The sequence below is a fragment of the Streptomyces rubrogriseus genome, from assembly GCF_027947575.1.
GTDB lineage: Bacteria > Actinomycetota > Actinomycetes > Streptomycetales > Streptomycetaceae > Streptomyces > Streptomyces rubrogriseus.
Genome location: NZ_CP116256.1, coordinates 7444721 through 7470355 on the forward strand (window position 1 = coordinate 7444721; position 25635 = coordinate 7470355).

Sequence of the window (25635 nt, forward strand, 5' to 3'; positions counted from 1 at the left end):
GGCCGGAGGGCTGCTGGACGCGTTGATGGCGCACTCTCCTGGGGACGGGGGCCGTCTACGCGCGTAGCGCCCCTACGGCATCTAAAAGCGGCGGCACATCGACGCGACGGGGTACGGGGAGGGCGACTTCGAGGACGCTCTCCCCGTACCCCGCCGTGCGGCCGGGCCGGCGCGGTTACACGCTGTTCGAGGTGTTGCTGGTGCTACTCAGCCGTTCAGCTGCTCTTGACCTTGATCTCGCCGCTGATGATCTTCTCCTTGGCCGACTTGATGGCTGCCTGGAGCTCGGCGTCGTCCGCGAACTTCGGGTTGGAGTCCGAGAGACCGACCTCGCCGGACTTCAGATCGCCCCGAACGATACCGGTCTCCGGCTTGCCGTCCTCGACCGACTTCGAAAGGTTGTAGACGGCCGAAGCGACGTCCTTCGTGGCCGAAGTCAGGATGTAGTCCTTGTACTTCGCGAGGGCTTCCTGCTTGTACTGGTCGGAGTCGACGCCGATCGCCCAGACCTTGTTGGCGGCGGCGGCCTCGATGACGCCCTGGCCGGAGAGACCGGCCGCCGCGTACACCACGTCGGCCTTCTTCTCGATCTGGCCCTCGGCGGCGGTCTTGCCCTTGTCGGGGCTGGAGAAGCCGCCCTCCTCAGCGGTCTGCGTCAGGTACTGCGAGACGACCTTGATCTTCGGGTCGGTGTCCTTGACGCCCTGCTCGTAGCCCGCCTGGAACTTGTGGATCAGCGGGACGTCCACACCGCCCACGAAGCCGACCGTGTTGGTCTTGGTGCTCTTGGCGGCGGCGACACCGGCGAGGTAGGACGCCTCCTGCTCGTTGAAGACCAGGTCCGCGACGTTCTTCGCCTCGATCGTGGCGTCGTCGACGATGCCGAAGGTGGTGTCCGGGTACTTCTCGGCGACGTTCTTCATCGCGGAGGCGTAGGCGTAGCCGATGCCGACGACCGGGTTGTAGCCCTGCTTCGCCAGCGAGGACAGCCGCTGCTCCTTGTCGGCGTCGGTCTCGCCGTCGGTGGGCTCGACGTCGGCCGTCTCGTAGCCGAACTCCTTCTTGGCCTGCTCCAGACCGGCGTACGCCGCGTCGTTGAAGGACTGGTCGCCCTTGCCGCCGACGTCGTACGCGATGGCGAGGCCCTTGTCCCCCTTGGACTCCGAACCGGAGTCGGTCGAGGTACCACCGCAGGCGGCGAGGGCGAGGGCCAGGGAGGCGGTCGCTGCGCCTGCGACCGTGATCCGGGAAATCCGGCGCATGTCTGGTGCTCCTGTCGTACAAGCGCCGGGGACGGTTCGGCTGCGGCGCTGGCTTCGCCGCAGATTAACGCGCGTAGACCTGCCTGAAAACCCCTTCTGTCCACCTTGTTATCCGCCCGTGAGCAAGGACCCGCGAATGGGGGTACGGGGCTTGCCGGACGCAAACGGGGGGTGGCGGAGGGTGACGCCCGGCGGCGGCGGGCGGCGGACGCGGAAGCGGACGGGCACCCGGAGGTGTCCGTCCGCTTCGTGCGGGTGTGTGCGGGGGTGCGGCTACTCGGTCGCGACCTTGATGGAGCCGTCGACGATGCCGGTCTTGGCCTTCTCCACGGCCTCCTTGGCGCCCGGGACCTCGGCGAACTTCGGGTTGCTGTCGGACAGGCCCACGCCGTCGGACTTCAGGTCGAAGGTGTGGGTGCCGGTCAGCGGCTTGCCGTCCTCGACGGACTTGGCCAGGGCGAAGACCGCGCCGTTGATGTCCTTGAGGGCGGAGGTCAGGATGGAGTCCTTGTAGGCCGCGAGAGCCTCCTGCTTGTACTGGTCCGAGTCGACGCCGATCGCCCAGACCTTCGCCTTCGCGGCGGCCTCGATGACGCCCTGCCCGGAGAGACCGGCCGCCGCGTACACCACGTCGGCCTTCTTCTCGATCTGCCCCTCGGCGGCGGCCTTGCCCTTGTCGGGGCTGGAGAAGCCGCCCTCCTCAGCGGTCTGCGTCAGGTACTGCGAGACGACCTTGATCTTCGGGTCGGTGTCCTTGACGCCCTGCTCGTAGCCCGCCTGGAACTTGTGGATCAGCGGGACGTCCACACCGCCCACGAAGCCGACGGTCTTGGTCTTGGTGGCCTTGGCCGCGACGACGCCGGCCAGGTAGGAGGCCTCGTTCTCGGCGAAGACGAGGGACGCCACGTTCTTGCCCTCGACCACGGAGTCGACGATGCCGAAGGTGGTGTCCGGGTACTTGGCGGCGACGTTCTTCATCGCCGGGCCGTAGGCGAAGCCGACGCCGATCACCGGGTTGTAGCCCTGCTTGGCCAGGGAGGTCAGGCGCTGTTCCTTGTCGGCGTCCGTCTCGCCGTCGGTGGGCTCGATGTCGGCGGTCTTGTAGCCGAACTCCTTCTTCGCCCGCTCCAGACCGGCGTACGCGGCGTCGTTGAAGGACTGGTCGCCCTTGCCGCCGACGTCGTAGGCGATGGCGAGGCCCTTGTCGTCACCGCCGTCGTCGCCGCTCTCGCCGCTGGTGCCGCCGCAGGCCGTGGCCGCGAGTGCGAGCGACGCGACCCCCACCGCGACGCGGATCAGTCTTGATGTCCGACGCATCTGAAGTTCCCCATTCTCCAAAGCCCCGCAGCGGGCGCTCGGTTCGGCGCACAGTAACGCGCGTAGAACCTCCTGGGAACGGGGTTGCGCGGCGCCGTTATCCATTCGTGCCGCTGGCCGGTTACCGCCCTGTTAACGACCGGATCGAAGGGGGACTTACCACCGCACCGCCCGCCGCGCCGCCTACTGCACGGCGTCGATGAGGGCGGCCGCGGTGAACATCTCGACGCCCACCGTGATGGCGTGCTCGTCCACGTCGAAGTCGCCCTGGTGGAGGTCGCGGACCGTGCGCTCGCCGGGCGGGCGGACGCCGAGGCGGGCCATGGCGCCGGGCACGTGCTCCAGGTACCAGGAGAAGTCCTCGCCGCCCAGGCTCTGCTCGGTGCCCTCCACGGCGTCGGTGCCGCGCCGGGCGACCATGGCGGCCTGGAGCAGCTCGGTGCTGGTGACCTCGTTGACGACCGGGGGGACGCCGCGGACGTAGGTGATCTCGGACTTGGCCCGGTACAGGTCGGCGATCTCGTCGATGGCGCCCATCACCAGGTCGGGCGCCTGCCGCCAGGCGTCCAGGTCGAGGCAGCGCACGGTCCCGGCGAGTTCGGCGTGCTGCGGGATGACGTTCGGGGCGTGGCCGGACTCGATCCGTCCCCAGGTCAGGGCGAGCCCGCTGCGGCTGTCCACGCGCCGGGCGACGAGCGGGGGCACGTCGGTGACCACCCGGGCGGTGGCGGTGACCAGGTCGGTGGTGAGGTGCGGGCGGGCGGTGTGGCCGCCGGGGCCGTTCAGGGCGATTTCGAGGCGGTCGCAGGCGGAGGTGATGGGGCCGACCCTGAGCCCGATCTTCCCGGCGTCCACCCGGGGGTCGCAGTGCACGGCCAGGATGCGGCGCACCCCGTCGAGCGCACCGCCCTCGATGGCGTCGGCGGCGCCGCCGGGCAGCACCTCCTCGGCGGGCTGGAAGACCAGCCGCACGGGCCGGGGCAGCAGGCCCTGCTCGTGCAGGGCGGCGAGCACGAGGCCGGTGCCGAGGACGACGGTGGTGTGCACGTCGTGCCCGCAGGCGTGGGCGCGGTCGGGCACCTGGGAGCGGTAGGCGCACTCGCTCTTGGTGTCGGGGATGGGCAGGGCGTCGATGTCGGCCCGCAGGGCGAGCATGCGGGGCCCGCCGGACCACTGCCCCGAGTCGGTGCCGATGTCGCAGACGAGTCCGGTGCCGATGGGCAGCACGCGCGGCTTGAGACCGGCCCGCTCCAGCCGTTCCTTGATCGCGGCGGTGGTGCGGAACTCCTGGTTTCCCAGCTCGGGGTGCATGTGGAGGTCGCGGCGGAAGGCCACGAGCTCCGCGCGCAGCGCGTCCGGCAAGGTGCCGGGCAGCGCGGCTTCACCGGGAGTGTCGGCCTCGGACTCTGGGGACATCAACACGTTCACCCTTTGCAGCGTAGGGCTCCCGGGCGATCGATGGACCCACGATCAACAAAATTCAGCCCGTTAGGGGAAGAAAACTCGGCCGCCCTACGCATAGCCATCGTCTCGCTTGGGTAAACTCGGCCGCCTTTCCGACCGAGCCGATCATGAGATCACCGGGAGCGTTCCGACCGCTCCACGGCACCCGTCCTCTTCCTCACGGTTACCACGGGTGGCCTGCTCCACGCGCCCTACGCCGTGCCCGCCACCGCCGACAGGCGGTGCACGTCCCGTGCCGAGCCGGTGACGCTGCTCAGGAATCCGCGGGCCCGCGGTGAGGCCGACTCGGTGAGCCAGGCGGGGTCGATGTCGCAGACGGCGACGCGGACGTCGGTGCCGGCCAGGGCCAGCGGGAGGGTGTGGACGACGGTGGAGGGGAAGCTGAGGACGGTACGGCCGATCGGGCCGCGGCGGGCGATCAGCTCCAGCGGGAGGTCGGGGCGGACGATCTGCAGGCCCGTCTCCACGGCCAGCCGGTGCAGCTTCACGGCGCTCTCGCGGCGGTGGGCGAAGTAGCGGGCCGCGCCGTGGCTCTTCGCCAGGGCGCGTACGGCGTCCACGTAGCGGTCGGCGTCGACGACGCCGGTCTCCACCAGGGAGGTGCCGACCATGTCGGCGCCCTTGGTGATGCGGGGCGGGCCGAAGCGGGACCTGGTCCAGGCGAAGTCGTTGGCGGTGACGGTGACGCCTTCGGGGACGTCCTCGATGGGCATGGAGGAGAACACCGACACCTGCCGGTCCGGGGCCGGGGTGAGGCGGTGGCGGGCGGACCGGGAGACCGGGGCGAAGAGCAGGTCGCGCGGGCCGGGGCGGCTGCCCTTGCGGTGCCAGCGGACCAGGCGTTCGCCGTGGGCCAGCTGGGTGACGAACTCCATCGTGGCCGTGCCGTCGTCGACGACGACGAGGTCGTGGGCGCGGGTGATGGTGAGGAGCAGTTGCACGTAGCGGGAGAACGGGTCGCCCATGACGATCCGGTCCGCCTGGCGCAGCGCGGTGGTCAGGCCGCCGATCGTGCGGAAGGGGGCCGTGGCGCCGCCGCGCGCCTCCTCCCAGCGGATCTCGTGGCCCTCCTTGCGGGCCAGTTCCGCCATGCGGCGCAGCTGGCCGCGGGTCATCGGGTCGACGGGTGAGAGGACCACGAGGGTGAGCTCCGCGCCGGGTGCGCGGGTGTGCGCCCACTCCAGCACGTTCAGCAGTTGTACCGGGCTCTCGACGAAGGCGAGAGTGCGGGGGCCGGCGTTCCCGGCGCGGGGGCTCATCGGTGGAGGACCGTCCCGTGGTGAGTGACTCGGTGGCCGGGGATCAGACGGTGACGGGCTCGCCCGCGGCGGCGGCGATCTCCGCCTCGGCGACGACGCCGGTGACGCGGCGCAGCTTCTTCATCGGGCCCAGCTCCGAGTCGTAGACCTTCTTGACGCCGTCGCCGAGGGAGGCCTCGATGGTGCGGATGTCGCGGACCAGGCGGGTCAGGCCCTGCGGCTCGACGGAGGCGGCCTGGTCGGAGCCCCACATGGCGCGGTCGAGGGTGATGTGGCGCTCGACGAAGGTGGCGCCGAGGGCGACGGCGGCCAGCGTGGTCTGCAGGCCGGTCTCGTGGCCGGAGTAGCCGATCGGGACGTTCGGGTACTCCTGCTGGAGCGTGTTGATGACGCGGAGGTTCAGCTCCTCGGCCTGCGCCGGGTAGGTCGACGTGGCGTGGCACATGAGGATGTTGTCGCTGCCGAGGACCTCGACCGCGTGGCGGATCTGCTTCGGGGTGGACATGCCCGTGGAGAGGATGACCGTCTTGCCCGTGGCGCGCAGGGCGCGCAGCAGCTCGTCGTCGGTCAGGGAGGCGGAGGCGACCTTGTGGGCCGGGACGTCGAACTTCTCCAGGAAGGCGACGGCCTCGGTGTCCCACGGGGAGGCGAACCAGTCGATGTTCTTGGTCTTGCAGTACTCGTCGATCTGCCGGTACTCGTCCTCGCCGAACTCCACGCGGTGGCGGTAGTCGATGTACGTCATCCGGCCCCAGGGGGTGTCGCGCTCGATGTCCCACTGGTCGCGCGGGGTGCAGATCTCCGGGGTGCGCTTCTGGAACTTGACGGCGTCGCAGCCGGCCTCGGCGGCGGCGTCGATCAGCTTGAAGGCGTTCTCCAGCTCGCCGTTGTGGTTGATGCCGATCTCGCCGGTGACGTAGACGGGGCGGCCGGGGCCGGCCTCGCGGGTGCCGAAGGTGCGGATGCGGGAGTTGGTGCTCATGGCAGGGGGTTCCTTACTTGGACTGGGTGAGCGTGGGGGTGGTTGCGAGAGCGGGGTCGAGGGCGTCCAGGGACGGGCCGAGCAGCCAGGCCGCGATCTCCCGTACGGCGCCTTCGCCGCCGGGGACGGTGGTGACCGCGCGGGCCGCGCCGCGTACCGCGTCGTGGGCGCTGGCGACCGCGACGGGCCAGCCGACCAGGGCGAAGCACGGGAGGTCGTTGACGTCGTTGCCGACGTAGAGGACGCGTTCGGGGGCGATGCCCTGTTCCTCGCACCACTGCTTGAGGGCGAGGTCCTTGCGGTCGATGCCGTGCAGCACGGGCAGCTTGAGCTTGCGCGCGCGGGCGGCGACGACCGGGTTCACCTCAGTGGACAGGATCAGCATCGTCAGGCCGCTGCGGCGCAGGGCGGCGATGCCGAGTCCGTCGCCGCGGTGCACGGAGACGAACTCCCGTCCGTCGGTGTCGATCAGCACCCGGTCGTCGGTCTGGGTGCCGTCGAAGTCGAGGACCACGGCGTCGATGTCGGCCGCGGTCGGGAGGGCGCCGGGCCGTGCCGCGTCGAAGTGCGGCGCGAGGGCGCGGGCGCGGGCGAGGTCGTGCGGGTCGTCGATCTCCAGGACCCGGGCCGGGTCGGTGCGGACCAGTTCGGTGCGGCCGAAGAAGCGGTGCTGGTGCTTGCGGAAGCCGGGGGCGGCCATGGCGTAGGCGGCGCCGGTCTCCAGCAGGTCCTGGGGGCGGTCCTGGCGGCGGGGGCGGTACGCCTTGTCGTGGTTGACGCCGTGGCCGCCGTCGGCCCCGCCCGGTTCGTCGGCGCCGTCCCGCCAGACGAAGCCGTGGAAGGGGGCGACGGTGACGGCCGTGTCCGCGCCGTCCTCGACGACCGCGCCGGCCACCCCGTCGACGTCCTCGCGGACCAGGAAGGGGCTGGTGCACTGGACGAGCAGCACCACGTCGACGGCGGCGCCGTGCAGGGCCTCGTGGGCGTCCATGGCGTGCAGCACTGCGGCCTCGGAGGTGGCGGTGTCCCCGGCGATGGCGGCGGGGCGCAGCACCACCTCGGCGCCGGCCTCGCGGGCCGCCGCGGCGATGGCCTGGTCGTCGGTGGAGACGACGACGTCGGTCACCAGGCGGGCGGCCAGGCACTCGCGCACCGCGCGGACCACCAGCGGGACGCCGCCGACGGGGGCGAGGTTCTTCGCGGGCACTCCCTTGGAGCCGCCGCGGGCGGGAATCACGGCGAGCACCCGGCGCACCGAAGCGCCCGGACTCGCTTGGCTGTTGGACATGGCAACTGCTCCTTGCGCAGGTGTCGAGGCCGGCCCGGGGATCGGGGTCGTCACAGCTCCCCCATCCGGCGGATCACCGGGGCGACCCGCTGGACGCCGTGCCGGTAGGCGCCGCGGGCCGCGCGGCGGACGACCTGGCGGACCGGGCCGGGCGCGCGGTCGGCGGCCGGGGCGCCGGGCAGCGGCGTGCCGTCGGGGGCGAGGTGGTGGCGGGCGAGGATGCCGGGGAGGTAACCGGGGGCGGTGGCGAGGGTGTAGTAGGGGGCGAGGGGCGGCAGGCCGCCGGGCCGGACCAGCAGGGCGGCGATGCGGGCGCGGGCCTGGTCGAAGGCGGTCTCGTAGCCGCCGTCCGCCGCCACGCCCTGCCGGGCGACCCACTCGGGGTCGGGGGCGGGGCGGTGGCCGGCGTCGAGCTGGTCCCAGGAGGCGAGGCAGCCGGAGCCCACGAAGTGGTGGTTGCCGAGCGCCTCGCGCACCCCGAGGTCGCTGAGGACGACGGTGGGGATGCGGCGGTGCAGGGACTCCAGGGCCGCGGTGGAGCTGACGGTGACCAGGAGGTCGGTACGGTCCAGGACCTCGCCCATGTGCCCGTAGACCAGGCGGAAGTTGGCCGGTGGGTCGGCCCGCTGCACCAGCTTCTGGTAGGGCAGCTCCTCGATGTGCGTGGTGTGTTCGCCGGGCCTGGAGCGCAGCTTGAGCAGCACCTCGCGCTCGGGGTGCAGCCGGGCGTGCTCGATCAGCCGTTCGAGGAGGTACGTACGGTCCCTGCGGCTGTCCGGCACGGAGGGCTGCGCGGCGAAGACCACGGTGTAGGGGCGTTCGCCCCGGTCGCCCGGCTCACCGGCGTAGGCGGACCCGCCCAGGAAGGGCAGGGCGACCTCGGTCACCGCGGCGGCGTCGGCGCCGACCCCCTCGTACACGGCGCGGAAACGCTCCGCGTCCTGACGGGAGTTGGCGAGCACGAGGTCGGCGCCGTGGCGCAGCAGCAGGCCGTCGGCGAGCTTCTCGTAGACGACGCCGACGTATCCGGTGACGACCACGGGCCGTTCGGCGCGGTCCTGCCAGACGCGGCCCAGTCCGTGCAGCATCGCCTGGACCCCGCCGCCGACCAGGGCGAGGACGAGGACGTCGTAGGAGTCCTCGCCCCGCGCCCCGTCCATGGCGCGCAGGAACTCGACGGCGGTCACCTCGCGGAGCGAGTCCGCGCTGACGCCGACCTCCCGCAGCTGGCGGGTGGTGGGGGTGGCTCGGCCGCGCAGGAGGTAACCGTCGAGGTGGATCTCCGGGTCCCCGGGGCGGACGCGGGTCGCGGTGAGCGCGCCCCATTTCCACCGGGTGTCGGAGTCCGCCAGGACGGCGACTCGCAGGGCCTTCGTTGCACTTGCTGGCACGCCGTAGACGCTAGGAAGGCATTTCTAGGAACCGCCCAACCGGAATCCAACAAAGGGTGAACAGCACGTCGCCGAATGGGGAATCGGCCGGCCCGGTCCGCGGAATAGCATCCGCTTCACCGCTTCGCCACGCCTCGTTCACCTCGTATCAAGCCACGGGTAAAGCCGCATGCCGGAGCGCCGCCTAACGTCCCGCACGTGCCAACTCTCTCCGTCATCGTGCCGTTCTACAACGTGCGGCAATACGCACCCGACACCCTGCGGAGTCTGCGCGCGAACGCGCGGGACGACTTCGAATTCATTCTCGTCGACGACTGCTCGACCGACGGGACCGCGGACATCCTCGCGCGCGCGGAGCAGGAGCTGCCCGGGGCGGTCCTGGTCCGACACGAGCGCAACGGCGGCCTGGCGACCGCCCGCAACACCGGCATCGACCGGGCGCGCGGCGAGTACCTCACCTTCCTGGACGGCGACGACTGGCTGGCGCCCGGCCACTACGACCGGCTGGTCGCCGCGATCGAGGGGCTGGGCTGCGACTTCGTGCGCACCGACCACGTGCAGTGCACGGCCCGGGCCCGCACCGTGTACCGGGTGCCGCACGGCCGCAGGAACGTGGTCCTGCGGCCGCGGGACGCGATCCTGCCGGCCCACCGGTCCACGTCCGTCGACTACGCCTACGCCTGGGCCGGGATCTACCACCGGCGGCTGGTGGAGCGGGGCCTGCTGCACTTCACCGACGGGCTGCGCACGGCCGAGGACCGGCCGTGGATCTGGAAGCTGCACCGGGAGGCGGAGTCCTTCGCGGTGACCGGACTGCTCGGGGTCTTCTACCGGCGCGGCGTGGCGTCCTCGCTCACCCAGATCGGGGACGTCCGCCAGCTGGACTTCCTCCGCGCCTTCGACGAGGTCGTCGCGGGGGCGGCCGACGACCCCGACGCCGCGAACCTGCTCCCGAAGGCCGTGCGCACGTACTGCGCGATCATTTCCCACCATCTCGGTTCCATCGAAAGGTTCGAGCCTGCCGTGGCCCGGAAACTGAAGGCGATGAGCGCCGCCGCGCTGCGGCGGATGCCGCAGGACGCGCTCGACCAGGTGCTCGGCTCGATGGACACCGAGCGCGCCACCCGGCTGCGGCGGCTGCGCCGGCGTGCGGTCTCGGGCTCGGGCGCGGGGGTGGCCGCGTGAGCACGCAGATCTTCCTGGCCTCGACGCTGTACGGCACGGCCACGCTCGCCGCGGCCCTGGACGCGGGCTGCTTCGACGCGGCCGACCGGCGGATCCTGCTGGTCTCCAACAACGCGGCGACGCCCGAGACGACGCCCGCCCCGGACGAGATGCCCGGCTTCGAGCGGCTGCGGTCGCGGTTCGACGACGTGGTGTCGTGGAACGAGACGATCTTCCCCTTCCATCCCGGCGGCTGGTCGCCGCGGGTGGACGACGCACCGATGTGGGAGCGGTATCTGCGGCTGGCCTGGGGGCTCGGCGACGACGACGTGGAACTCGTCGTGGAGTCCATCCAGGTGCACCCGGCGCTGGGCGTGGCGCAGATCTTCACCGACGCGCCGCTGACCGTCTACGCGGACGGTCTGATGAGCTACGGGCCCACCCGCAACAAGCTCGACCCGCTGGTCGGCACGCGCGTGACGCGGCTGCTCCACCTCGACCTGGTGCCGGGGCTGACGCCGCTGCTGCTCACCGAGTTCGGCGTGGCGCCGGAGATCGTGCCGACCCAGGCGTTCACCAAGGTGCTGGCCGAGCTGGCGGACACCGGCGCCGGTCTGCCGGACGTCGAGGAACCGGCGCTGCTGCTCGGTCAGTACCTGTCGGCGCTGGGCATCCTCTCCGCCGAGGAGGAGGAGGACCTGCACGTGCGGATGCTGACCGGCGCCGTCGGGCTCGGCCATACCCGGGTGGTGTTCAAGCCGCACCCCACGGCCCCGGCGCGCTTCATCCGCTCCCTGGAGCAGGAGGCGGAGCGGCTCGGTGTCGACCTCACCGTGCTGGACACCCCGGTCCTGGCGGAGGTGCTGTACCAGCGGCTGCGCCCGGCGCTGGTGGTCGGCTGCTTCTCCACGGCCCTGCTCACCGCGTCCGCCCTGTACCGCCTGCCGGTCGCCCGGGTCGGCACCGGCACCCTGCTGGACCGGCTGACGCCGTACGAGAACAGCAACCGCGTCCCCGTCACCATCGTCGACGCGCTGCTGCCCGGGCCGGACGACGCCGAGGCCGTCGCCGAGGGGCGTCCGGGCCTGGACGCCGAGGCCCTGGCGGCGCTGGTGCGGGCGGTCGGTTTCGCGATGCAGTCCAAGATCCTGCCGGAGCTGCGGCCGGCCGCCGAGGAGTACCTGCGGAGCAGTCTCGACGCCCGCACCCGGCGGTACTTCAAGAAGCGGCGGCTCACGTCGTTGGGGCTGCCCGGCGGAATTCCGGAGCGGCTGGCGTTCCTGCCGCGCAATGCCACGGCACGCAGGGTCGTGCGCCGGGCGCGCAGCATTCGGCGGTCGGTCAAACGCTGAGGTGATTTCCGGTGTCGGGAACATGAACGTGGAATTACTCGCCCGCCGCGCCCCTTTCCGTTCATTTTCCCTTCACTCATTGGACGCCACTTCCCGTGCGATGATCCGCACGGGAAATCTCCCCAGAAAAATCACAACTCCGTGCATCTGTGCACCGCAGACCCTTGGGACTGGGCTGGTCGTCTATGCGTATCGCCGTCTTCATCGAGAACCGCAACGGTGTCGGTCTCACCGCAGGGATCATGAACGCACCGGGGGCGAGGGAGCACACCTTCCTGCTGGTCACCGCCGACCTCGAAGGGGACGTGGGGCGGTGGATCGAGGAGGAGGCCTCGGCCCGGCTCGACGGGGCGCGGGTGGACAACCTGTTCCGGGAGGAGGAGGCGCTCGCGCACGCGCAGTTCCTGGAGGAGACAGCCCCCCGAATAGCGGACTTCGTGCGGACGGAGTCCGTCGACCGGCTGATCCTCTTCAACGACCGCTCGCAGCGCGGCAGCAGGGTCGCCCAGGCCCTCACCGAGACGCTGCCGGTGGTCCTGGTCCAGGACGGGCATCTCGACTTCCACTACAAGAGGCTCGGCCCCGGGCTCCGCGACCAGAACTGGTACTACGGTGCCTCGGGCCCCGCCGCCGTCTGCGTCTGGGGGCCTTCCACCGCCCAGCACCTGCTGTACCGCAGGGCGGACGACGACCCGGTCGTCCACATCACCGGCGCCCTCGGCCACAGCGACGACCCCGGCCTGCTGCGCGCCACTCTCAATCCGGCGCCGCGGCCCGCGCGTTCCTCGCGGGAGCCGTTGCGGATCATCGTCCTCGACCAGCCCCTGGGCGACCAGCGCAAACTGGCGGCCGGTCAGCACCGCGAGTACCTGCGGGCGGCCTGCGAGGCGCTCGCCGAGTTCGGCGAGGTGGCGGTCAAGCCGCATCCCTCGACCCTCTCCGGTCACCTGAACTGGCTGGGCACGCTGCCCGGCGTCACGGTCCTGGACGAGTCGACGCTGGTGGACGCGGCGGGCCTGGAGTCCTACGACCTGGCGCTGACCTTCTTCTCCACGACCTACCTCCAGACCCTGCGGGCCGGTGTCCCGCTGGTGCTGTTCAGCCCGCCGCCGCTGAACATCGTCTTCCCCGCCGTCAACCACGCGCTGCTGCGCAACGTCGGCAGCGTGGGGGAACTCGTCGACGTGGTGGGCCAGTTGCACCGCACGGGCAAGTTCGCCGGCAACAACACCGGTGAACCGCTCACCCACTTCCTCACCTTCCACGACGACGTGGCGGAGCGGATCCTCACGGTGGTCCGGGAGGCGAAGGTCCGGGCGCCGCGGGCCGCGCCGGAGTCCGCCGAGGCCTCCCGCGCGCCGGTCGGCACCCGGGCCGAGCGGGCGCTGCGGGCGGTACGGGACCGGCAGCGGCCGCCCCGCTCGCTGGCCGTGCTGGGCCTGGGCTTCGGCTATGTCACCGGCGTGGCGATCCCGGTCCTGACGTACACCCAGGCGCTGCTCGCGCACTCCCCCGTGGACGTCCGCTACCTCGACCTGAGCGCGTACTGCCGTACCGAGGACGTGCTCGACGCGCTGCGGGACATCGATGTGGTCCTCGTCAACAGCCTCGCCCCGCTGTGGCGTTCGGCCATCGGCAACGATCTCGTCGGCACGCTGCTCGCCGAGGACCGGGCGGTGTTCCTGTACGCGCACGAGACCGAGCACGTGATGGCCTACGAGGCCGAGCACAGCGCGCTGCGCCACAAGGAGATGCTGAAGCTCCTGCCGCAGCTCAGCGTGCTGTGCGTCTCCACCGCCCAGGCCGACATGTTCCGCGGGCTCGGCGTCACCGATCCCGTCGTCGTCTACAACTCGGTTCCGCAGGACACCCACCGGGTCCGCGCCCGGGCCGTGCCGGGGGCGCTGCCGCGGATCGTGATGGTCGGCTCCATGCAGGACCGCAAGGGCCTGGACCTCTTCTCCCGGGTCGCGGAACTCGCCCACGCCGAGGGCCTGCCGTGGCGGTTCGCGTGGGTCGGCCACCGCACCCCGCGGATCGCCTCGTCGACCCTGCTCTCCGACCGGGTGACGTGGACGGGCGCGCTGTCCCGGCCCCGGGTGCGGGAGGAGTTGGCCGCGTCGGACGTCTTCTTCCTCTCCTCCGTGGACGACCCGATGCCGCTGTCGGTGGTCGAGGCGGTCCAGCAGCGGCTGCGGGTGGTCACCTACCGGCGGGTCGGCTCCCACGAGGTGCTCGACGGGGTGCCGGGCTACCGCTCCTTCGCCGACTACACCCCCGAGGCGGCGTTCGAGGCCCTGCGGGCGGTACTGGACGAGCGGGTCTCGGAGGGCGACTACCGGGAGGTCGAGGAACTGTTCGCCATTCCCGCGTTCACCGCCCGGATGACGGCCGCCCTGGGGCTTCCCGGACCCGGCCGGGTGCCGCACGGTCGGGACGCCGCGCCCGAGGAGGACCCCGGGACGGCGGACGGCGACGCTCCCGGAGAGCCGCGGGCGGTGATCCCCCAGCAGATCCGGCACCTCAACGAGGACTTCAAGCGCCACGTCGCCACCGGGAACGTCGAGGACGCCCTGCGGGTGGGCACCGAGATCCTGCGCCGCCGGCAGCCGGTGGACGTGCTGATCGGCATGGCCGAACTGCGGGCCGCCCGGGGCCGGACCGGTGAGGCGTGCCGGCTCCTGGCCGCCGCGGCCATCGCCGGGGGCGACCGGGGCCGGGTGTGGTCGGAGATCTCCCGGGTGGCGGCCCTGCTCGGCCCGCGCGGCCGCGCCATCCGCCAGCTGGCCCGCAGGGAGTCGGTCAGGGCCCAGGTGACCCATCACTCGGCGCGGCTGCGCAAGGGGGACTGAGCGGCGGACCGGCGGGGGCCGCGGCGGGCGTCCCCCGCCGGACAGCCGGAGTTCCCCAGAAGTTCTCCCGATGGCCCGCTCGGCTGTTCTTCTCCCGGCCGTGCGCATGCCTAGCCTTGCCCCACCCCCACCCGTGTTCCTCGCACTCACGTTCAACTCCGTGACGAATTGAGGTCCTTGACGCATGAACAGCCGTTCCCTCCTCCGCGGTCCGGCGGCCCGGCGTCTGCTGCGCCCGGTCGCCGACCTGATCGACGAGCGCATCGCGCGGCAGGTCCGTTCGGCCGCCCGGCGCGCCGAGGCCCAGGGGGCGCCGGACGGCCCGGACACCGAGCGGCTGGTGCGGGACGTCGAGGTGCTCAAGCGCCGGCAGCTCACCTTCGAGCTGCTCTGCGGCCCCCGGGGCCGCGGCATCTCGCGGATGGTGGCCGAGGCTCCGCTGGAACGTCTGTACGCCGAGGTCACGGCCCTGTCCGGGGACCGCGACGCGGCGGTGCGCAACGTCTCCGCCGCGTTCCGGCTGCTGGTCGCGCTGGAGTCGCTGGGCGTCGGCCGGATCGCGGGCGGCACCATGAACATCTGCGGCAAGCTCGGCACCATCCCGCTGCTCGACCCGCCGAACGACGAGGTCCTGGAGATCGGCACGCTGTACGGCATGTTCTCCGCCGGGCTCGTGCGGATGCTGGAGCGCGACGGCCGCGGCCCGAAGCTGACCATCGTCGACCCGTTCGCCGGCGTCCAGCTCCAGCCGGGCACCGAGCAGCGCCCCGACCCCACCGGAACCCCGGTCGACGAGCACGCCGTACGCACCAATCTGGGCCTGGCCGGCCCGGCGGGCGCGGCGGCGCGCATCCGGCGCGGGTACTCCGAGGACCCCGAAACCCGGGCCGCCGTCTCGGACCGCCGCTACGGGGTGATCGTCGTGGACGGCGACCACTCGGCCAAGGGTGTCGCCCAGGACCTCCAGTGGGCCGAGGAGATCTCCGCGCCGGGCGGGATCGTCGTCCTGGACGACTACGGCGACCCCCACTGGCCGGGCATCAAGGCCGCCCTGGACGACCACCTGAAGGGCGACACCCGCTTCACCTACCTGGGCAAGGCCGCGCACTCCGCGTACCTGCGGGCGTCCTGACCACCGATGAACGACCGGACAGCGGTCGAAGGAGTAGTACGAGCGTGACCAAGATGGTCGTGAGCACGTCCATACCGCGGCCGGAGGCGACCGTCTCCCCTCCGGCCCCGTCCGGTCCGGCACCGGCACCGGCGCCGCCCAGGTCCACGAAGGGGCGGCTGCGCGCCCTGGACGGACTGCGGCTGGTGGCCGCGCTGATGGTGGCGGCGTACCACTACGGCGGGCGCGGCGGTGACGTGACCGCGGCCTGGGGGTCGTCGCCGAAGTTCCAGTTCCCGACCCTGCACTCGCTGTTCGCGTACGGCTGCCTGGGCGTGCAGGTGTTCTTCGTGATCAGTGGCTTCGTCATCTGCATGAGCGGGTGGGGGCGGTCGCTGCGCTCCTTCTTCGCCTCGCGCGCCTCCCGGCTGCTGCCCGCCTACTGGGTGGCGGTCGTGCTCGTGACGGCCGTGTTCGCGCTGCCGGTCGTCGCCTACGAGGCGGTCTCGCCGAGCGAGGGGCTGCTGAACCTGACGCTGCTGCACCAGCCGCTGGGCGCCCATCGGGTCCTGGGCGTGGACTGGACGCTGTGGGCGGAGATCCGCTTCTACGCCCTGTTCGCCCTCTGTGTCGTCCTGCCGGGCGCGAGCCGGCGGCGGGTCATCCTCTTCTGCGCCTGCTGGACGCTGGGAGCGGCGATCGCGCAGGCGGCCGAGGAGCCGCTGCTCGACCTGGTGCTGATGCCGCAGTACGCGCCGTTCTTCATCGGCGGTATCGGCCTGTACCTGGTGTACCGGGACCGGCGGGACGCGTACGCGTGGGGCATCGTCGCCGTGAGCTGGCTGATCGGCCAGTACTTCGCCGTGCAGGACCTGTGGCGCCCGCCCTCCCCGGACGCCTTCGCCAACCGGACGTCGTTCGGCATCATCCTGATCGTCACGCTGGGCTTCGCCCTGGTCGCCGCCATCGCGCTCGGCTGGCTGAGCTGGGCCGACTGGCGCTGGCTGACGGTCGCGGGCGCGCTGACCTACCCGTTCTACCTCGTCCACGAGCACCTGGGCTGGGTCGTCATCGAGGCGCTCCACCAGGATCTGGGCGTCCCGTCGTACGCCACCTTCCTGCTGACGGTCGCGGCGATGCTCGTACTGGCCTGGCTGCTGAACCGGTACGTCGAGAACACGCTGACTCCCCGACTGCGGAACGCGCTGGCGCGGACACATTGAGCGATACGTGCGATTTTCTGACCGTCGTATCGCGCGGCCCCCTCCCTTTCGGGCGCCGAGGGGGCATCCTCGCCTCATGGCCACTGCGCAAGAGACGCACGAGTACCCCGGTGAGCTGAACGACGTCCCCGGCTGGTTCTGGCCGCTCGACCAGGTGCTGTTCTCCTGGTTCCTGGAGCGGCAGGAGCGGCTGGACACCCGCGGCGACCTGCTGGAACTGGGCGCCTACCTGGGCAAGAGCGCGATCCTGCTCGGGCACCGGCTGCGGGACGGCGAGACGCTCACCGTCTGCGACCTGTTCGGCGCCGAGCCGCCGGACGCGGCCAACCGGGCGGAGGCGGCGAAGTCGTACTCCTCCCTCACCCGCCAGGCCTTCGAACGCAACTACCTCTCCTTCCACGACACCCTGCCGAGAATCATCCAGGCGCCCAGCTCCGCGGTCGTCGACGAGGTCGCGCCGGGCAGCTGCCGCTTCGTCCACATCGACGCCTCGCACCTGTACGAGCACGTCGAGGGCGACATCGGCGCGGCCAAGGAGCTGCTGGGGCCCGACGGCATCGTCGTCCTGGACGACTTCCGCAGCGAGCACACCCCGGGCGTCGCCGTCGCGGCCTGGGAGGCGGTGCTCAACCGCGGGCTGCGCCCGGTCTGCCTGAGCAGCCAGAAGCTGTACGGCACCTGGGGCGACCCGGAGCCCGTGCAGGAGGAGCTGCTCGCGGCGCTGCGCGGGCGCGACGACATCGCCGTGACCGTGGAGCGGGCGGCCGGGCAGCGGCTGGTGCGGACCCGCGCCCGGGGCAAGCGGCTGCGGCCGCCCTCGCTGCCGCCCTCGCGGCACCCGGCGCCGGTTCCGCCCCCGAGGCGGGCCGGACGGACACCGCGGCGGTGCCGGAGCAGGCCCCGCAGCCCCGTCCGGCGCGGCCGAGCCGCCCGGACGGCCCGGCCGTCGGCCCGCCGGGACCGCACCCGCAAGCTCGCGCTGGACCTGCTGCCGCCGCTCGTCACGCGTGCGGTGCGCCGGTACCGGGCGGCACAGCGGGCGAAGGCGGGCGGCGCGGGCAGGGCGGCGGGAGCCGCTCAGTCGAGGCCGTAGGTCGCCGCGACACCCTCGATCACCAGGGCCAGCGCCTCCTCGAAGTGCCGGTCGTAGTCCGAGAAGATCTCCGCGCCCGCCGCGGCCGTCAGAGGGTAGTCGGCCAGCAGGCGGGCGCGCTCGTCCACGTCGAAGCCCTCCCGGCGCTCGCCGGGCAAGGGCTCGACGCCCTGTTCCTCGGTGACGAAGCCGAGGGTGAACAGGTACGCCGTCGTGTTCGCCCGCACCGCCTGCGCGAGGGTGAGTCCGGCGGCGGTGAACAGCCGCAGGCTCTCCTCCATCTGCTCGGCGTGCACCGCGCCGGTGAAGCGTGAACCGCTGAACACCTTGGCGCCGTCGCGGTAGCCGAGCAGGGCCGTACGCAGGCCGCGGTTGGCCTTGAGCAGCCGCTCCCGCCAGCCGTCGGCCGGGTCGAGGGGGGTCCCGGCGACCATCCGCCGGTACATCTCGGTGGCCATCTCGTCGAGCAGGGCCTGCTTGTCCTTGAAGTGCCAGTACAGGGCGGGCGCCTTCACGTCCAGCTCCCTGGCGATGGCGCGCAGGGTCAGGCCGTCGAGACCGACCTCGTTCAGCAGCTTCAGCGCCGTGTCCGCGACCCGTCGGCGGTCCAGGGGGGCGCGTCGTTCCGTACTCACGCTTGACAGCTTAACGGCGTTAAGGCCATCCTCGGACACCAACGGAACTTAACGACGTTAAGGAGACTTGTCGTGGATGCCGTGGATTCCGTGAATGCCATGAACACCGTTGATGCAATAGAAACGGATGTTCTGATCGTCGGTGCCGGACCCACCGGCCTCGCCCTCGGTGTCGACCTGGCCCGGCGCGGGGTCCGCGCACTGATCCTGGAGCGCGCGGCCGGGCTGTTCCCCGGCTCACGGGGCAAGGGCGTGCAACCCCGCACCATGGAGGTCTTCGACGACCTCGGCGTCCTCGGCGCCATCCACGCGGCGGGCGGCACCTACCCGGTCGCCATGGTCTGGCGGGACGGCGAGCGGGTCGGTGAGCACCACACGTTCGACGCGGCGGAGCCGGGCGAGGACTCGCCGTACAACGAGCCGTGGATGGTGCCGCAGTGGCGCACGCAGGAGATCCTGGCGGCGCGGCTCGCGGAGCTGGGCGGCACGATCGCCTTCGGCCGGGAGGTCACCGGTCTCACGCAGGACGCCGACACGGTCACCGCGCACCTGGCCTCGGGCGGAGCGGTCCGCGCCCGCTACCTGGTGGCCGCGGACGGCGGCCGGTCGGCGGTGCGCCGCGCCCTGGGCATCGGCATGACCGGCGAGACCGTCGACCCGAACCCGACGCTGGTCGCCGACGTCCGGATCAACGGCCTGGACCGCGACAACTGGCACATCTTCCCGCCCCACGACGGCGCCGACTTCCTCGCCGTCTGCCCGCTGGCCGGGACCGAGGACTTCCAGGTGACCGCGCGCTTCCCGGAGGACGCGGCCGTGGACCTCTCCCCGGACGGCGTCCGCAAGGTCGTCGCGGAGCGCTCGCACATCGCCGCCGAGGACGTGACCGAGGTGCGCTGGGCCTCCGACTTCCGACCGCGGGCCGCCCTGGCCGACCGGTTCCGCTCGGGCCGGGTCCTCCTCGCCGGGGACGCGGCGCACGTGCACTCGCCCGCGGGCGGCCAGGGCCTGAACACCAGCGTCCAGGACGCCTACAACCTGGGCTGGAAACTGGGCGCGGTGCTGGCGGGCGAGGCCCCGGCCGCGCTCCTGGAGAGCTACGAGGAGGAACGGCGCCCGATCGCCGCGCAGATGCTCGACCTGTCGACCGGCGTCCACCGCGGCGAGGTGCGGCGCGGCGCGGCGACCCGGCAGCTGGGGCTGGGGTACCGGGAGTCGTCACTGACCGTGGAGACGCGGGGCGCCGTCGGCGAGGGCGCGGTGCGGGCCGGGGACCGTGCGCCCGACGGGTCGGTGGACGGCGTACGGCTCTTCGACGCCTTCCGGGGGCCGCACTGGACGCTGCTGGCGCTGGGCGCCGACGCGCCCGGCGGTGACGTGGGGCCCGCGGTGCGGGTGGTGCGCGGGGGCTCGCACGGGGCGTACGGGGCGGGGCTGTTCCTCGTACGGCCGGACGGGTACGTCGGGTGGGCCGGCGACACGCCGGAGGGGCTCGGCGCCTACCTGGGCCGGTTCGGGCTGAGCGGCTGAGGCCCGAACCGGTTCCTCCGTGCCCTCAGAAGGCGTCCGAGGGCACGTACGTCCCCCAGACCTCCCGCAGCGCGTTGCACACCTCGCCGACCGTCGCCCGGGCGCGCAGCGCGTCCTTCATCGGGTACAGGACGTTGTCCTCACCCTCGGCGGCCTTCTTCAGGGCCGCCAGTGCGGAGTCCACCGCCGCCTGGTCGCGCTCCGCGCGGAGCCCGGCCAGGCGTTCGGCCTGCTGGGCCTCGATGGCCGGGTCGACGCGGAGCGGCTCGTAGGGCTCCTCCTCGTCGAGCTGGAAGCGGTTGACGCCGACCACGACCCGCTCGCCGGAGTCGGTCTCCTGGGCGATGCGGTAGGCGGAGCGCTCGATCTCGCTCTTCTGGAAGCCGTGCTCGATGGCGTTGACCGCGCCGCCGAGGTCCTCGACCTTGCCCATCAGCTCAAGCGCCGCCGCCTCGACGTCGTCGGTCATCCGCTCGACGACGTAGGAGCCGGCGAAGGGGTCGACGGTCGCCGTCACGTCCGTCTCGTAGGCGAGCACCTGCTGGGTGCGCAGGGCGAGGCGCGCGGACTTGTCGGTGGGCAGCGCGATGGCCTCGTCGAAGGAGTTGGTGTGCAGCGACTGCGTGCCGCCGAGGACCGCGCCGAGACCCTGCACGGCGACGCGGACCAGGTTCACCTCGGGCTGCTGGGCGGTCAGCTGCACGCCCGCGGTCTGGGTGTGGAAGCGCAGCATCAGCGACTTGGGGTTCTTCGCGCCGAACTCCTCCTTCATCACCCGGGCCCAGATCCGGCGGGCCGCGCGGAACTTGGCGACCTCCTCCAGGATCGTCGTGCGGGCCACGAAGAAGAAGGACAGGCGGGGCGCGAAGTCGTCCACGTCCATGCCGGCCGCGACCGCGGTGCGCACGTACTCGATGCCGTCCGCGAGGGTGAACGCGATCTCCTGCGCGGGAGACGCGCCCGCCTCGGCCATGTGGTAGCCGGAGATCGAGATGGTGTTCCACTTCGGGATCTCGGCCCGGCAGTACTTGAAGATGTCCGCGATCAGGCGCAGCGACGGCTTCGGCGGGAAGATGTACGTCCCGCGCGCGATGTACTCCTTCAGCACGTCGTTCTGGATCGTGCCGGTGAGCTGGTCGGCGCTCACGCCCTGCTCCTCGGCGACGAGTTGGTAGAGCAGGAGCAGCAGCGAGGCAGGGGCGTTGATCGTCATCGACGTGGAGACCTTGTCCAGCGGGATCCCGCCGAACAGCACCCGCATGTCGTCGATGGAGTCGATGGCGACACCGACCTTGCCGACCTCGCCGCTCGCGATCGGCGCGTCGGAGTCGTGGCCCATCTGGGTGGGCAGGTCGAAGGCGACCGACAGGCCCATGGTGCCGTTGGCGATCAGCTGCTTGTAGCGGGCGTTGGACTCGGTGGCCGTGCCGAAACCGGCGTACTGGCGCATCGTCCACGGCCGGCCGGTGTACATCGACGGGTAGACGCCCCGGGTGAACGGGTACTTCCCGGGCTCGCCCAGCTTCTCGGCCGCCTCCCAGTCCGCCAGGGCGTCGGGCCCGTAGACCGGTTCGATGGGCAGCCCGGACTCGGACTCGCGCGTCATGGTGTGATGCCTCCCGCTGAGCACATGTTCGTCTTCATCGAACTACCCGTCATCTACCCGCCGGTACGGGCCGATCCTTCGACGGACTGTATCCGCGCGCGTGCGCCCGGTGGAGAGGCGCACCCTGGGACCTTCCTCACAGGCCCGGAGCGGGCCCGGTCACAACGATGCCGTGCCGTTCGCGGCGCGTCATCCGGGGGAACATTCCTGGGGACGTCCGTGCGGGGCCGTGAGACGACGGGGGGCCGTGATGCGTATGACGGGCATGGGGAGCACGGGACGGGCGGTCGCCGTCGCGCTGGGGGCCGTACTGGTGGCGGGCGGCTGCACCGTGCAGGGCACGGGGCCCGACGGCAAGGGCCGCGCGCCGGTGCGCATAGAGGTCACCGGCCACCCGCCGAAGAGCGCGCCGGCCCAGGACCGGCGCCGGCCTTCGAGTGCGCCGCCCGCCGCCCCGGCGGCGGCCAGGGTGCTGTGGAAGCGGGGCGACAGCGGCCGGGACGTCCGCGAGCTGCAGGCCCGGCTGCGTCAGGTGGAGTGGCTGGTGGACGGGCCGACCGGGACGTACGACGACCTGACCGAGCGCGCGGTCAGCGGTTTCCAGGGCAAGCGCGGACTGCCGCGGACCGGCCGGACGGACTCCGTCACCTGGCAGCGGCTGCTCGGGATGTCCCACGAGCCGGGCAGGTGGGAGCTGTACCTGATGGGTGGCCAGCCCGCCGCCGCGCCCGACCCGCGCTGCACGAGCGGCCGGGTGCTGTGCGTCAGCAAGTCGAGCCGCACGCTGCGCTGGATGATCGACGGGCGGACCGTGTCCACGATGTCCGTGCGCTTCGGCTCGCAGTACACCCCGACCCGGGAGGGCGTCTTCCAGGTCTACTGGAAGTCCCGCCACCACGTCTCGACGCTCTACGACTCGGCCATGCCGTACGCCATGTTCTTCAGCGGCGGCCAGGCCGTGCACTACTCCTACGACTTCGCGGCCCGCGGTTACGCGGGTGCCTCGCACGGCTGCGTCAACGTGCGGGACGAGGCGGCGATCGCGGATCTGTACGCGCAGGTGAGGACCGGCGACAAGGTCGTCGTGTACCGGTGAGGCGGTGCGGCGGCACGATGGCCGGGCGGCGAATGGGGCGCGGGCGGGACCGGGGAACGTGTCCCGCCCGCGCCGAGGTGCACGAGCCGCAGGTACGGGGGGAACCCCGGCTCGGTGCGAAAGCCGATGACCAGTCGGCTCACTCATTACTGCGTCACGGCGGCCGAAAGTGTCACACCCCTGGCGAGAAAAATCCCCGCTGCCTACGAAAGCGCAGGTCAGAGGGGATCGCGGGGCTAGGCGGCGTGGGGCGCGCCGGTGTGCTGCGGCCGGGGCTGGTAGGCCGAGGAGGTGTGCGGACCGTGGGCCCGGTCGGGGTGGTGGGGGCGAGCGGGGTGGTGGGGACCGCGCCGGGGCGGGGCTGTGTCGGCGTCGTCGTCGCCGTTGCCGCCGTCGTCGTCACCGTCGTCGCCCTTGCCCTGGCCCTTGCCTTCGTCCTTGCCCTGCCCGTTGCCCTTGCCGTTGTCCTTGCCTTCGCCCTCGTCGCTCTTGGCGCCCTTGCCGCCCTTGCCGCCGTCGTCGCTCTTCTCGCCCTGGCCGTCGCCGGTGGCCCCGCGGAGCTCGCCCTCCCGGACCGGCCCTCGCGGGGTGGCCCGGTCGGCGTCGTCCCGGCCGCCGGTACCGGTTCCGGCGAGGAGGGCGCCGCAGTACTTCCCGACCCGCGAGGCTCCCCCGGCCGCCTCCTTCAGCGCGTGCCGGTGGGCGGTGTCGAGTTCCTTGCCGGCGCGCACCTTGCGGCAGGACGCGGCGAGGCTCGACCGCCGGCCGTCGGTGCCGCCGGGGTTCCGGTCGTCGGCGCCGCGGTCCCGGGCCTCGCCGCCGTCCCGCGCGGTGCCCCCTCGGGCGCACCCGGGGTGGCACCCGGCACCGACCCGCCCTGCACGCCGTCCAGCGGCGAGGGCGGGGCGAGCGGACGGCCGGGGAGGCCGCGGCCGAGACGGTGGCGGCGGGTTCCGGTTCGGTGCGGTCGAACGGCGTCGGCAGCACTCCGGTTCCGGCCGCGGCCGCCACGCCGCCGATCATGCCGACGGCCAGCGCGGCGGCCAGCCCGAGGCGCAGCGGGCGGCCCCGGCGCGGCCGCCGGGCGCTCTCGCCGCGCGAGCCGATGCGGACGGGACCGGCGCCGGAGAGCCGGTCCGCGGCGCCGTGCCCGACGGCGGCCGAGACCCCCGCCGACGCGTCGGCCTGTTCGGCGCGCACCTTGCGGAAGGCCGCCAACGCAGCGGCCTCGCCGGGGAGTTCCTCGCCGGACGGCACCGGCGGGGCGAGTGCGCCCAGGGCCGCGACGAGTCGTTCGGCACGGTCGCGAACCGCGGGGTCGGCACCCTCCAGTGGCTCTCCGCGCAGCAGGAACTCCGCCGTTTCGCGGTCCAGCCACTTGTCCTGCTCGTCGGCCATCACATGTCCTTCTGCGTCCGCGTACGCGTATGCGTCACACTCGCGGACGTCACCGCACGGCCGTGCGGTTCTCGCTGCGGCGGCAGGGCGTCGAGCCCGCCGCCGGATTCCGGATCGCCGCCGAGCAGTTCGGCCAGCCGCTTCAGGCCGCGGTGCGCCGCCGTGCGGACGGCGCCCGGCCGCTTGCCCAGGGTCTCGGCGGCGCTCTTGGCGTCGAGGCCCATCACCACGCGCAGGACGACCGCCTCGGCCTGGTCCTGGGGCAGCCGGGCGATGAGGGAGAGGGTGCTGCCGGTGGCCAGTGCCTCCATGGCCTCGCCCGCGGTGTCGGACTCCGCGGGCCTGCCCGTCAGCTCCGTCTCGTCGCCGCCGATCACCGGCCGGCGGCCGCGCATGCGGATGTGGTCCAGCGCGCGGTTGCGGGCGATGCGGGCGGCCCAGCCGCGGAAGCGGTCGGCGTCGCCGTCGAACCGTTCCAGGTCACGGGCTACCTGGAGCCATGTTTCGGAGGCCACGTCCTCGGCGTCGTGATCGCCGACGAGCGTGCGCACGTATCCCAGCAGGCGCGGCTGCACGGCGCGGTACACGGTCCGGAACGCGGTCTCGTCCCCGTCCTGTGCCGCACGCACCGCGGCGGTCAGCTCCGCGTCGTCCCCCAGCACCGAGAAGCCTTTCTGCGCCTGAGCCGGCGCCGCTCTCGCGGACGTGGTCCTCGCCGTCGTGGTTCCTCATCGATGGTTGCGGTGGTCTCCCGCAAGCCCGTGGCGGGAGCGAGCCCCCGCGCTGCATCGGCGCGAATGGCACGTTACGTCTTGAAACCGCCACTCGTCCATGTCCCCCTCGCATTGCCGTACAAGATGCAACTAACCCGTGACGCGGTGAGGTGTGACAGAAAACGCACTCCCGGCGCTGAAGGGAGTACGGGCCGCCGCGCGGCCCGTGCCGCGCGGCGGCCGGGGCCTCTCCTGTGGGGGGTGGCGGCCTCGGCCGTTGCCGGCACGCCTCCGCCCACCTGGGGCGATGCGGGAACTCCCGGTGTTGCCCGGTCGAGACGTCAGACGTCTCCGTGGGCACCATTTCCCTCGTACCGCCGGCGTGGGACCGCTCGGACCTACGGGTGGTCCAGGTCCGGCAGCTGTGCCGCGACGCCGCCCTCGCCGGCCTCCGGGTCGACGCCTCCGTCGCCGAGGATCCCGTCGGCGCCCGGTTCGGCGCCGGTGTCTCCCGTACCGCCGTTCCCCGCGTCGTTCCCGCCGACGTCGGTCCCGCCGGTGCCGTTCCCGGCACCGGTCGACGGTCCCGGCCCGGTCGGCAGGTCGAGCTGCTCGGTGCAGTAGGTCTCGACGCGCTCGGCACCGCCCGCCGCCGCGACCAGCCGCTGCCAGACCGCGGCGTCCAGCGCCTTGCCGTTGCCCGCCAGCCGCTCGTAGGCGCGGCAGTGGGCCTCGGTGTCCCGGCCGACGGCCGGGGGGCCCGGGGGCGTGGAGACGCGGGAAGGTGCGGATGTCCCCGGGGACGCGGAGGCTCCGGGGGGCGTGGTCGCGGTGTCCGGGGTGCCGTGGCCCGGCGTGGTGCCCGGTGGGGTGGCGACCGGCCGGGCCGGGGCGTCGTC

At 72.5% G+C, this 25635-nt stretch carries 19 protein-coding genes; 8 read left to right on the forward strand and 11 right to left on the reverse strand.

Annotation, left to right across the window (positions count from 1 at the left end):
• Positions 1 to 215 precede the first annotated feature (215 nt).
• From Sru02f_RS33370 to Sru02f_RS33400, 7 genes are all read right to left on the reverse strand, one after another.
• A complete protein-coding gene (locus tag Sru02f_RS33370) occupies positions 216 to 1262 on the reverse strand; it encodes a BMP family lipoprotein (protein ID WP_109034449.1) in 1047 nt (348 codons plus the stop codon).
• Positions 1263 to 1535: 273 nt separating this feature from the next.
• On the reverse strand, positions 1536 to 2579 hold the full coding sequence (locus tag Sru02f_RS33375; RefSeq protein ID WP_109034447.1) for a BMP family lipoprotein: 1044 nt from the start codon (positions 2577 to 2579) through the stop codon (positions 1536 to 1538).
• Between the two features lie 183 nt (positions 2580 to 2762).
• Entirely contained in the window at positions 2763 to 3995 is a 1233-nt protein-coding gene (locus Sru02f_RS33380; RefSeq protein WP_109034445.1) for a M20 family metallopeptidase, read from the reverse strand.
• 239 nt (positions 3996 to 4234) lie between these two features.
• Positions 4235 to 5302, reverse strand: a complete 1068-nt coding sequence (locus Sru02f_RS33385; protein WP_109034444.1) for a hypothetical protein — start codon at positions 5300 to 5302, stop codon at positions 4235 to 4237.
• Positions 5303 to 5345: 43 nt separating this feature from the next.
• Complete coding sequence (locus Sru02f_RS33390; protein WP_087807607.1) at positions 5346 to 6284, reverse strand: N-acetylneuraminate synthase family protein; 939 nt, start codon at positions 6282 to 6284, stop codon at positions 5346 to 5348.
• 13 nt (positions 6285 to 6297) lie between these two features.
• Positions 6298 to 7572 (reverse strand): N-acylneuraminate cytidylyltransferase, encoded by a 1275-nt coding sequence (locus Sru02f_RS33395; RefSeq protein WP_109034442.1) that lies wholly within the window; start codon positions 7570 to 7572, stop codon positions 6298 to 6300.
• 50 nt (positions 7573 to 7622) lie between these two features.
• A complete protein-coding gene (locus tag Sru02f_RS33400) occupies positions 7623 to 8963 on the reverse strand; it encodes a DUF6716 putative glycosyltransferase (protein ID WP_109034441.1) in 1341 nt (446 codons plus the stop codon).
• A gap of 198 nt (positions 8964 to 9161) precedes the next feature.
• Between Sru02f_RS33400 and Sru02f_RS33405 the strand changes: the two genes are divergently transcribed.
• The 6 genes from Sru02f_RS33405 to Sru02f_RS33430 all read left to right on the forward strand — a co-directional run bounded on the left by Sru02f_RS33405 (position 9162) and on the right by Sru02f_RS33430 (position 17758).
• Positions 9162 to 10148, forward strand: a complete 987-nt coding sequence (locus Sru02f_RS33405; protein ID WP_109034439.1) for a glycosyltransferase family 2 protein — start codon at positions 9162 to 9164, stop codon at positions 10146 to 10148.
• Positions 10145 to 11479: a polysialyltransferase family glycosyltransferase gene (locus tag Sru02f_RS33410; RefSeq protein WP_109034437.1), complete on the forward strand. Its 1335-nt coding sequence runs from the start codon at positions 10145 to 10147 to the stop codon at positions 11477 to 11479. The genes Sru02f_RS33405 and Sru02f_RS33410 overlap by 4 nt, the downstream gene beginning before the upstream one ends.
• 185 nt (positions 11480 to 11664) lie before the next feature.
• The gene (locus Sru02f_RS33415) at positions 11665 to 14331 is read left to right on the forward strand and encodes a glycosyltransferase family 4 protein (protein ID WP_109034436.1); all 2667 of its coding nucleotides are present in this window, start codon (positions 11665 to 11667) and stop codon (positions 14329 to 14331) included.
• A 184-nt stretch (positions 14332 to 14515) separates the two neighbouring features.
• Positions 14516 to 15463: a class I SAM-dependent methyltransferase gene (locus tag Sru02f_RS33420; RefSeq protein WP_109034434.1), complete on the forward strand. Its 948-nt coding sequence runs from the start codon at positions 14516 to 14518 to the stop codon at positions 15461 to 15463.
• 53 nt (positions 15464 to 15516) lie between these two features.
• Complete coding sequence (locus tag Sru02f_RS33425; protein ID WP_109034517.1) at positions 15517 to 16665, forward strand: acyltransferase family protein; 1149 nt, start codon at positions 15517 to 15519, stop codon at positions 16663 to 16665.
• A 76-nt stretch (positions 16666 to 16741) separates the two neighbouring features.
• Entirely contained in the window at positions 16742 to 17758 is a 1017-nt protein-coding gene (locus Sru02f_RS33430; RefSeq protein ID WP_373103637.1) for a class I SAM-dependent methyltransferase, read from the forward strand.
• On the opposite strand, the gene Sru02f_RS33435 is transcribed toward Sru02f_RS33430, so the two are convergent.
• Positions 17743 to 18393: a TetR/AcrR family transcriptional regulator gene (locus Sru02f_RS33435; RefSeq protein ID WP_109034431.1), complete on the reverse strand. Its 651-nt coding sequence runs from the start codon at positions 18391 to 18393 to the stop codon at positions 17743 to 17745. The two genes, Sru02f_RS33430 and Sru02f_RS33435, sit on opposite strands and share 16 nt — an antisense overlap.
• A gap of 99 nt (positions 18394 to 18492) precedes the next feature.
• On the opposite strand from Sru02f_RS33435, the gene Sru02f_RS33440 reads away from it, so the two are divergent.
• Complete coding sequence (locus Sru02f_RS33440; RefSeq protein WP_109034429.1) at positions 18493 to 19923, forward strand: FAD-dependent oxidoreductase; 1431 nt, start codon at positions 18493 to 18495, stop codon at positions 19921 to 19923.
• A 25-nt stretch (positions 19924 to 19948) separates the two neighbouring features.
• Here the strand turns inward: Sru02f_RS33440 and Sru02f_RS33445 are convergent, their stop codons facing one another.
• On the reverse strand, positions 19949 to 21529 hold the full coding sequence (locus Sru02f_RS33445; protein WP_109034427.1) for an acyl-CoA mutase large subunit family protein: 1581 nt from the start codon (positions 21527 to 21529) through the stop codon (positions 19949 to 19951).
• A gap of 250 nt (positions 21530 to 21779) precedes the next feature.
• Between Sru02f_RS33445 and Sru02f_RS33450 the strand changes: the two genes are divergently transcribed.
• Complete coding sequence (locus Sru02f_RS33450) at positions 21780 to 22625, forward strand: L,D-transpeptidase family protein (protein WP_109034426.1); 846 nt, start codon at positions 21780 to 21782, stop codon at positions 22623 to 22625.
• Between the two features lie 236 nt (positions 22626 to 22861).
• Here the strand turns inward: Sru02f_RS33450 and Sru02f_RS33455 are convergent, their stop codons facing one another.
• Complete coding sequence (locus tag Sru02f_RS33455; protein WP_373103639.1) at positions 22862 to 23356, reverse strand: hypothetical protein; 495 nt, start codon at positions 23354 to 23356, stop codon at positions 22862 to 22864.
• 666 nt (positions 23357 to 24022) lie between these two features.
• Positions 24023 to 24685, reverse strand: a complete 663-nt coding sequence (locus tag Sru02f_RS33460; protein WP_109034422.1) for an RNA polymerase sigma factor — start codon at positions 24683 to 24685, stop codon at positions 24023 to 24025.
• Positions 24686 to 25635: the final 950 nt, after the last annotated feature.

Excerpts from the sequence above, each read along its gene's own strand:
- Sru02f_RS33370 (WP_109034449.1), bottom strand. The coding sequence starts at position 1,262 with ATGCGCCGGATTTCCCGGATCACGGTCGCAGGCGCAGCGACCGCCTCC.
- Sru02f_RS33375 (WP_109034447.1), bottom strand. The coding sequence starts at position 2,579 with ATGCGTCGGACATCAAGACTGATCCGCGTCGCGGTGGGGGTCGCGTCG.
- Sru02f_RS33380 (WP_109034445.1), bottom strand. The coding sequence starts at position 3,995 with ATGTCCCCAGAGTCCGAGGCCGACACTCCCGGTGAAGCCGCGCTGCCC.
- Sru02f_RS33385 (WP_109034444.1), bottom strand. The coding sequence starts at position 5,302 with ATGAGCCCCCGCGCCGGGAACGCCGGCCCCCGCACTCTCGCCTTCGTC.
- Sru02f_RS33390 (WP_087807607.1), bottom strand. The coding sequence starts at position 6,284 with ATGAGCACCAACTCCCGCATCCGCACCTTCGGCACCCGCGAGGCCGGC.
- Sru02f_RS33395 (WP_109034442.1), bottom strand. The coding sequence starts at position 7,572 with ATGTCCAACAGCCAAGCGAGTCCGGGCGCTTCGGTGCGCCGGGTGCTC.
- Sru02f_RS33415 (WP_109034436.1), top strand. The coding sequence starts at position 11,665 with ATGCGTATCGCCGTCTTCATCGAGAACCGCAACGGTGTCGGTCTCACC.
- Sru02f_RS33420 (WP_109034434.1), top strand. The coding sequence starts at position 14,516 with ATGAACAGCCGTTCCCTCCTCCGCGGTCCGGCGGCCCGGCGTCTGCTG.
- Sru02f_RS33425 (WP_109034517.1), top strand. The coding sequence starts at position 15,517 with ATGGTCGTGAGCACGTCCATACCGCGGCCGGAGGCGACCGTCTCCCCT.
- Sru02f_RS33430 (WP_373103637.1), top strand. The coding sequence starts at position 16,742 with ATGGCCACTGCGCAAGAGACGCACGAGTACCCCGGTGAGCTGAACGAC.
- Sru02f_RS33440 (WP_109034429.1), top strand. The coding sequence starts at position 18,493 with ATGAACACCGTTGATGCAATAGAAACGGATGTTCTGATCGTCGGTGCC.
- Sru02f_RS33445 (WP_109034427.1), bottom strand. The coding sequence starts at position 21,529 with ATGACGCGCGAGTCCGAGTCCGGGCTGCCCATCGAACCGGTCTACGGG.
- Sru02f_RS33450 (WP_109034426.1), top strand. The coding sequence starts at position 21,780 with ATGCGTATGACGGGCATGGGGAGCACGGGACGGGCGGTCGCCGTCGCG.